The sequence below is a fragment of the Mesorhizobium sp. genome, assembly GCF_004963255.1.
Taxonomy (GTDB): Bacteria; Pseudomonadota; Alphaproteobacteria; order Rhizobiales; family Rhizobiaceae; genus Mesorhizobium.
The window spans coordinates 75,820-82,994 of the sequence record NZ_SUGA01000026.1 but is presented as its reverse complement, the minus strand read 5'-3'; the positions used below and the strand labels follow the sequence as shown (position 1 = coordinate 82,994).

Sequence of the window (7,175 nt, the reverse complement as noted above, 5' to 3'; positions counted from 1 at the left end):
GGCCTGGCGCGCGAAGTTCGTGTGCTCGGCCGCCAGCAGGTCTGGACCTCGCTGATCCTGATGCTGATGCTGATGATCGGCCAGTTCGCGCCGTTCACCTACATCACGCCGATGCTGCTCGAAGTGACAGGCCTCGACGAGAGCCTGATCCCCTGGGTGCTTTTGCTCAACGGCGTCGGCGCCACGATCGGCGTCCTCGTCGGCGGCAAGCTCGCCGACTGGAAGCTGATGCCGTCGCTGATCGTCATGCTCGCCCTGCAGGCGATGGCGCTCGGCGTCATCCATCTTGTCAGCCCCTACCCGGTGCCGATGATCGTGGCCATCGTCATCTGGGGCGGTCTCAACTTCGCCATCGGCGCGCCGATCCAGACGCGCATCCTCGCCTGGACGGCCGATGCTTCCAACCTCGCTTCCGCGCTGATCCCGTCCGGCTTCAATGTCGGCATCGCGCTCGCCGCGTCGCTTGGCGCGGCAATGCTTAATGCCGGCTACGGCTATCGCAGCCTGCCGCTCGCCGGCGCCCTGGCCATGCTGGTGGCGGTGGTGGTGGCTGTCGGCTCGCAGGCCTGGGAATGGCGCAGCCGCGCGACGCCGCCGCTGCCGGCGGCGGCCGAGTAACGGGCCGCGCCAAGCTACGGTTTGCTGCTTCAGACCTTCGGTCGCGAGGAGCCCGGCACTCTTGATAGGATCGAGGCCAGGCTCTGAAGGCCTTCCTTCAACCGTTCGCGGTTGGGCGTGGCGCCCAGCGCCAGGCGGAAGCCATTGGCGACGTCCATTCCTATGGCGAACTCTTCGGCAGGGCTGATCGCCAACCCTCGACGGCGGGCAATGTCGGCGAGTTCGGCCGAGCGCAATTCGTTCTTCAGCGGATACCAGAGGTGCAGGCCGGCATCCGTTGCTACAAAACCCTTGGGGAGGATGGTGCGGGCAATCTCTTGCCTGGCCTGTGCTTCGGCGCAGACGGCAGTGGTGATCTCATCGGCTAGGCCGTTTCGCAGCCACTCGCAGGCAAGGCCCGTCATCAGCGGCGGCGCCATCATGGTGGTGCCGCGTATCGCTGCCGCGATGCGCTCGGCGGCCTGCTGATCAGGCGCCGCCAGGAAGGCCGTGCGCAGGAAAGGCGAGATGCATTTCGCCAATGTCGCGACATGGAAGGTCCGCTCCGGCGCCAGATTGAGAAAGGTCGGTGGCGGCGCAGCGAGCAACCTTCTATAAGGATCGTCCTCGACGATGGTCAGCCCGAGCTTGTCGGCCATGCGGGCGAGTTCCCGCCGCCTGCTTTCGGGCATGACGGATGCGGTCGGATTTTGCAGCGTCGGATTGAGGTAGAGGACGCGTGCGCCGTGCCGCCGCACCGCCTGCTCGAGATCGTCCGGCCGAATGCCGTCAGCGTCGTTTGCGACAGCGGCGAGCTTGCGCCGCGTGGTCCCGGCCAGCGCGATCAGCCCTGGATAGGTCAGCGCGTCGGCAAGGATCGTGTCGCCCTCGCGCGTCTCTGCCAGCACGACGGCCGTGAGCAGCGCCTGCGCGCCCGAGCCGACAACGACCCTGTCGACCGGCAGCCTGTCTCCCGCCGCGGCGAGCCATGACGAGCCGGCGGCGCGCTCCGCGGGCGAGCCTGGGCCGGGATGATAGGAAAGCAGCGCTTCCGCGCTGGAGCGCTTGAGCAACGCCTCGATGCCTGTCCGGATCAGTGCCGGCAGGTTGAGGCCGGCGGGCGCCGGCGGGATGTTCATGCTGAGATCGAGGACAGGTTCTTCCGGCTCGCCCGGCGTGACGAAGGTGCCGCGACCCGCCGTCGCGTCGATCAGGTTCCTGCGTCGGGCTTCGGAAAACGCCCGCGTCACGGTCGTAAGATCGACCCCCAGCAGCCTGGCGAGTTCCCGTTGCGGCGGCAACCGGTCGCCCGGCTGCAAGCGGCCGCCCGAGCGGGCATCAGCGAGAGCGTCCACGATCTTCAGATAGACCGGTCGCGGTCCCGCCTCCAGAACCGGAAGCCAGCCCATGTCATTTTCTCGGGTCACTTATTCGCATCCATACATTTTGTCGCATTGTCTGCATACAAGAATGATATATGTATGCATCAGCGATCTCAAGGCCAGTCCAGCCTCACGCGAGATCCACCGGAGAGACCATCATGCAAGACCTTGCGCATTATCCACCCCTGGTACCTTGGCAGGTGGGAATTCGCGGACGCTGCCCGCGTTGCGGCGAGGGCCACCTGTTCGACGGATTCCTGAAACTGGCGCCGAAATGCGAGGTCTGCGGGCTCGACTATTCCTTTGCCGACCCCGCCGACGGCCCGGCCTTTTTCGTCATCTGCTTTGCCTGCGTGCCTTCGGTGCTGTTCGCCGTCTGGGCGCAGGTGACTTTCGAGCCCTCCATGTGGTTCCACGCTTTCGTTTCGATCCCGATCGTTCTCGCGACCTGCATCCCACCGCTCAGGCCGCTCAAAGGCTGGCTTGTGGCAAGCCAGTTCTACCACAAGGCGGAAGAAGGAAGGCTGGCCAGGCCCGGCGAGTGACCGCCCAACCGCTTGGATCTAAAGATCGATCCGATATTTGAGGCTTTCCGCGCCACCATAGGCGGCGACCTTGGTGAAGCGCCCGACAAGGATGCCGCCATTGGCGAGGGTCACCTTCTGGGATGCAAGATTGTCGAGGTCCGTGGTGATCTCGACATGGTCCAGGCCCACTGCCCTCGCCTCGTCAAGCATCAGCCGCAACGCTTCGGTGGCGTAACGGCGCCCCTCTTTCCACGGCACCACCGCATAGCCTATATGGCCAAGCACGTGCGGCGGCAGCGCCGATGTGCCTCTTTGCCAGCGCAGCCCTATGGAGCCGGCAGTCTCGCCATCCCAAATCCAGCGCCGGAAGCCGGGCAGGCGCGGCACGGTCGTGCCGTCGGGCAAGGTGATGGGCGGCCCCTTGGCCTCGGGGTCGTCGAGGCTGGCGAGAAATTCGACGGGATCTTTCTCGATCGCCGCAAGCTGCTCGCGCGTCGCTTCCAGGAGCCGCACATTGTCGGGCGACCAGCCGCGCTCCAACGCGGCCTTGTAGGATGGCAAATGTTCGAGCGCGGGTCTGACGATTTCGATCATGTTCGCTCCTGTCGAGATCGGCATAGCCGCCGCGTGGATCGCTCTCAAGTCGCCTGGAACTGGATCTCGCCCTTGTTCAGGAAACAGGCTTTGTCGAACAGCGACAGGTCGAGCGGGTTCGGCAGCCGGATATCGCCGATATCCGGGAACGGTTTCCCGGAGGAATCGTAGGACCTGTCGATCTGCGAGATGAAGACCAGCACCAGCCCACGTTCCCGGGCGAACGACCTGAGCGCGCGTATCTGGACCATGAGCTCCGGATTCTCGCGCCTTTGGTCGAGCAGTTGCAGATAGTCGATGACCGCCAGCGTGCCGGGCGGCGCCGATCGCAACGCCTCGATAATGTAGTCGGCGCTGATGGCGTCGGAATTGTCGAACTCGAACAGATGGTCGAAATCGGCAGGGTCGGCGCCGATGTCCCGGAACCGATTGAGGATGTCGGCATGCATATATTCCAGGGTGAAGAACACGGCGCGATTGCATTGCTTCATGGCCGCCACGGCAAGTTCGAGGCTCATCAGCGTCTTGCCCTGGCTCGGCCGCGCCGCCACGAGGACCATGTCGCCGGGCATAAGCCGCTCCAGCAGGCTGCCCGCGGGCGTCGCCTCGGCGGCTTTGGCTGCAAGCAGGCTCCAGCTGCCGAAGCCTTCCTTGGCGGCAACGCGGTCGAGCGCCGTGTGGAGTGGAACATTTTCCCGGCGAGAAAGCAGCCTCGCCTGGCGTTTCAGATGATAGACGGGTGCGGAAAGCCGCATCGAAAACCTCCTGCCGCGAGCAGTCTTGGCAACCCCTCCTTATGCCTGGCGCCCGAACAGTTGGTTGGTGATGGACTGCCCTGCATGAACAATGCTTCCCGATGGAGGGAGGAGGCGTGGGCGCGCCGGGAATCAGATGATATCGCAATCGAAGCAGACCGGAAATCCGACCTCCAAAAGGCGTCGCTAAACTAGAAGTGTTTCGCCGATGCGTGCGAGACCTTCTATGATTAGTCCAGGGTGATTCACGGGGTATGAGACATTTCGACAGGAGGGGCAAAACGGTGCGGTTGAGATCTGTTCCGCCGGGTGTGGCCATCTTTTGCCTTGTCGCAATCCTGGCCGCGCTGACGGCATCGGTCAGCTCATTTGCCGCCTTGCGGCCGTCGATCATTCCCGATTGGCTGCAGCGCCATGTCGGCGACGGCGAGGGCCAGATCTCTGAGGTCGTGCTTGAGCGGGCGCGCGCGCTCTACCAGAAGAAAGTCAGTGACGGTTCGGTCAGCAACCCCTGCTATTTCGCCATGGATGCCACGCGTCCCGGCGACCTCGGCAACAGCGTGCTCGGCCAGCGCTACTACATCATCTGCGAAGCCAAGCAGCTCTTCCGTGCGGTCTCCTCGGGCCATGGCGGCGGCCGCAACCTGAAGGGCGTCGCCGACTTCTCCAACGGCAGGCGTTGCGCGAAGAACTTCGGCAACGCGATGGATTCCGAGCTGACGGCCGGCGGCGCCTATATGACGGCGGAGACCAAAACCTCGTTCAAGGGCTATTATCGCGTCGGCGCGCAGAACGCGATGTTCATGCGCAGCTTCATCCAGTTCGACGGCGAAGGCGAGACGGCGAACGCCAGGCAGCGTGTGATCGGCGGGCATCCGGCGGCTATCCTGAAGGGCTTGTGCATGCGCAAGTACCCGCAAAGCTCTTACGCCGATCACGATGGCTTTGTGCCCTACGGCAAGCTGGTGAATTACGCCGGTGGCCGCAGCAATGGCTGCACCAGCTGGTCGCCGGCCGATGCCGAGCAGATCATCCCCCTCGTGAAGAACAGCCCGACGACGCTCTACATTTACCCTGAATCGCGCGACATCGCCACCGTTGCGCGCGCCAAGGCCGCCGGCCAGGCGCTCTCAGCCGCGGGCACCTATTGGAACGCCTCCTGCCTCAAGGAGATCGGCACGCCCAAATTCTGGCCGAAGAAGATGCTGGAGCCGATCATCGCGCAGTACAAGAAAGACCATCCGGCGCCGCCGCCGCAGCCGGTGCCGATCTGCAAGGACTGAAGCAATTCCAGGAAAAGCGTGTAACGGTTTTCCGTCCGGAATTGCCAAAAAACAAGGAGATAGAGCGCTTCGCCGGTTCCCTGAAACGGCGAAACGCTCTTAGGTTGCCGCTTACTGCAGCAGCCCCTTGATGATGGCGCTGGCCTTGGCGAAGTCCATCTGGCCGGCATATTTCTGCTTCAGCGCGCCGATCACCTTGCCCATGTCCTTCTGGCTGGCGGCGCCGGTCGCCGCGATCGCCTCGCGCGCCGCCGCCGTGATCGCCGCCTCATCGAGCTGCGTCGGCAGGAACTCGCGGATGATCTCCATCTCGCCGCGCTCCTGGGCCGCCAGCTCCGGCCGCTTGCCGTCCTCGAAGGCCTTGGCCGATTCCTCGCGCTGCTTCACCATCTTGGCTAGGATCTGCAGGATCTCCTCCTCGCTCGCCGGCGGCTTGCCGGCGCCGCGATTGGCGATATCGCGGTCGTGGATGGCGGCCTGGATCAGCCGCAGCGTCGGCAGGCGGTGCTTGTCCTGCGCCTTCATCGCGCTCTTCATGGATTCGGCGATTTTCTCGCGCATCGTGCTTCTCCTTCGAATGCGGCGGACAATAGCTTCGCCGAACGGGCAACGCAAATTCCCGCAAGCTGCTGATATTGCTGGACGAATAGAAAACAGAGCTGGCTGGCGGCGTCCGCATTGACCGTTCGGGTGCCTTCGCCTATGTACTCGGTCCTGCATGAGACAATGAGTTGACGCGCGGAGGCTGGAAAATCCTGCTTCGCGCGCTTTGCTGCGCGAGTGGTCCCATTGACCGGTCGCACCGCCTGACAGGAGTGCCGCCATGGCCACGACCACCGCCCCCTGGGCCACCGAAAAGCCGACCGCCCTTCTGGTGCTCGCCGACGGCACGGTGATCGAGGGCCGCGGTCTCGGCGCCACCGGGTCGGCCGTTGCGGAAGTGTGCTTCAACACGGCGCTGACCGGCTACGAGGAGATCCTCACCGATCCGTCTTATGCCGGCCAGATCGTCACCTTCACCTTCCCGCATATCGGCAATGTCGGCACCAATGACGAGGACATCGAGGACTTGCATCCGGCGGCCCGCGCCGGCGCTGTCGGCGCGATCTTCAAGGCCAATGTCACCGATCCGTCCAACTATCGCGCCGCCGGCCATCTCGACCAGTGGCTGAAGCGGCGCGGCATCGTCGCGCTGTCCGGCATCGACACCCGCGCGCTGACCGTGCTGATCCGCGAGAAGGGCATGCCCAACGCCGTCATCGCGCATGCGCCAGACGGCGTCTTCGACATCGAGGACCTGAAGCAGCGGGCGGCTGCCTGGTCGGGACTGATCGGCCTCGATCTCGCCAAGGAGGTCACGTCGGGCCAGTCTTCGGTCTGGCGCGAGACGCCGTGGGTGTGGAACGAGGGCTATGGCGAGCAGGACGCGCCGTCGATGCATGTCGTGGCCATCGACTATGGCGTCAAGCGCAACATCCTGCGCCTGCTGGCGGGCCTGGGCGCCAAGGTCACCGTCGTCCCGGCCAAGACCGGCGCTGAGGAAATCCTCGCCATGCAGCCGGACGGCATCTTCCTCTCCAACGGCCCCGGCGACCCGGAAGCGACTGGCGAATACGCCGTGCCGGTGATCCAGAACCTCTTGAAGACCGACATTCCGGTGTTCGGCATCTGCCTCGGCCATCAGATGCTGGCGCTGGCGCTCGGCGGCAGGACCGAGAAGATGCATCAGGGCCACCACGGCGCCAACCACCCGGTCAAGGACCACACCACCGGGAAGGTTGAGATCGTCTCGATGAACCACGGTTTCGCCGTTGACGCCGACTCGCTGCCCGAAGGCGTCGAGGAAACCCACGTCTCGCTCTTCGACGGCTCGAACTGCGGGATCGCGTTGACGGGCCGTCCGGTCTTCTCGGTCCAGCATCATCCCGAGGCCTCGCCCGGCCCGCAGGATTCGCATTACCTGTTCCGTCGCTTCGTCAACCTGATCCGCGAGCGGCGCGGCGAGGAAGCTCTGGCGGAGCGGGCCTAGCTCAAACC

General features: G+C 64.5%; 8 protein-coding genes. 4 read left to right on the top strand and 4 right to left on the bottom strand.

Annotated elements, in window-relative coordinates:
• Positions 1 to 618, top strand: a 618-nt coding sequence (locus E5X34_RS23210) for an MFS transporter (RefSeq protein WP_292569383.1), incomplete at its 5' end; no start/stop codon positions are given.
• Positions 619 to 647: 29 nt separating this feature from the next.
• Here E5X34_RS23210 and E5X34_RS23205 read toward each other — a convergent pair.
• Positions 648 to 2,006 carry a PLP-dependent aminotransferase family protein gene (locus E5X34_RS23205; protein ID WP_292569380.1) on the bottom strand — a complete coding sequence of 453 codons (1,359 nt, stop codon included), beginning with the start codon at positions 2,004 to 2,006 and terminating at the stop codon, positions 648 to 650.
• Positions 2,007 to 2,137: 131 nt separating this feature from the next.
• Here E5X34_RS23205 and E5X34_RS23200 point away from each other — a divergent pair, with 131 nt between their 5' ends.
• On the top strand, positions 2,138 to 2,524 hold the full coding sequence (locus E5X34_RS23200; RefSeq protein ID WP_127253753.1) for a DUF983 domain-containing protein: 387 nt from the start codon (positions 2,138 to 2,140) through the stop codon (positions 2,522 to 2,524).
• Between the two features lie 18 nt (positions 2,525 to 2,542).
• On the opposite strand, the gene E5X34_RS23195 is transcribed toward E5X34_RS23200, so the two are convergent.
• The gene (locus E5X34_RS23195) at positions 2,543 to 3,100 is read right to left on the bottom strand and encodes a GNAT family N-acetyltransferase (protein ID WP_292569377.1); all 558 of its coding nucleotides are present in this window, start codon (positions 3,098 to 3,100) and stop codon (positions 2,543 to 2,545) included.
• Positions 3,101 to 3,144: 44 nt separating this feature from the next.
• Positions 3,145 to 3,855, bottom strand: a complete 711-nt coding sequence (locus E5X34_RS23190; RefSeq protein ID WP_292569373.1) for a DNA helicase — start codon at positions 3,853 to 3,855, stop codon at positions 3,145 to 3,147.
• Between the two features lie 284 nt (positions 3,856 to 4,139).
• Here E5X34_RS23190 and E5X34_RS23185 point away from each other — a divergent pair, with 284 nt between their 5' ends.
• A complete protein-coding gene (locus E5X34_RS23185; protein WP_292569370.1) occupies positions 4,140 to 5,138 on the top strand; it encodes a hypothetical protein in 999 nt (332 codons plus the stop codon).
• A gap of 111 nt (positions 5,139 to 5,249) precedes the next feature.
• Here E5X34_RS23185 and E5X34_RS23180 read toward each other — a convergent pair whose 3' ends face one another.
• A complete protein-coding gene (locus E5X34_RS23180; protein ID WP_292569367.1) occupies positions 5,250 to 5,699 on the bottom strand; it encodes a GatB/YqeY domain-containing protein in 450 nt (149 codons plus the stop codon).
• A gap of 262 nt (positions 5,700 to 5,961) precedes the next feature.
• Between E5X34_RS23180 and carA the strand changes: the two genes are divergently transcribed.
• Positions 5,962 to 7,167 carry a glutamine-hydrolyzing carbamoyl-phosphate synthase small subunit gene (carA, locus tag E5X34_RS23175; protein ID WP_292569364.1) on the top strand — a complete coding sequence of 402 codons (1,206 nt, stop codon included), beginning with the start codon at positions 5,962 to 5,964 and terminating at the stop codon, positions 7,165 to 7,167.
• Positions 7,168 to 7,175 lie beyond the last annotated feature (8 nt).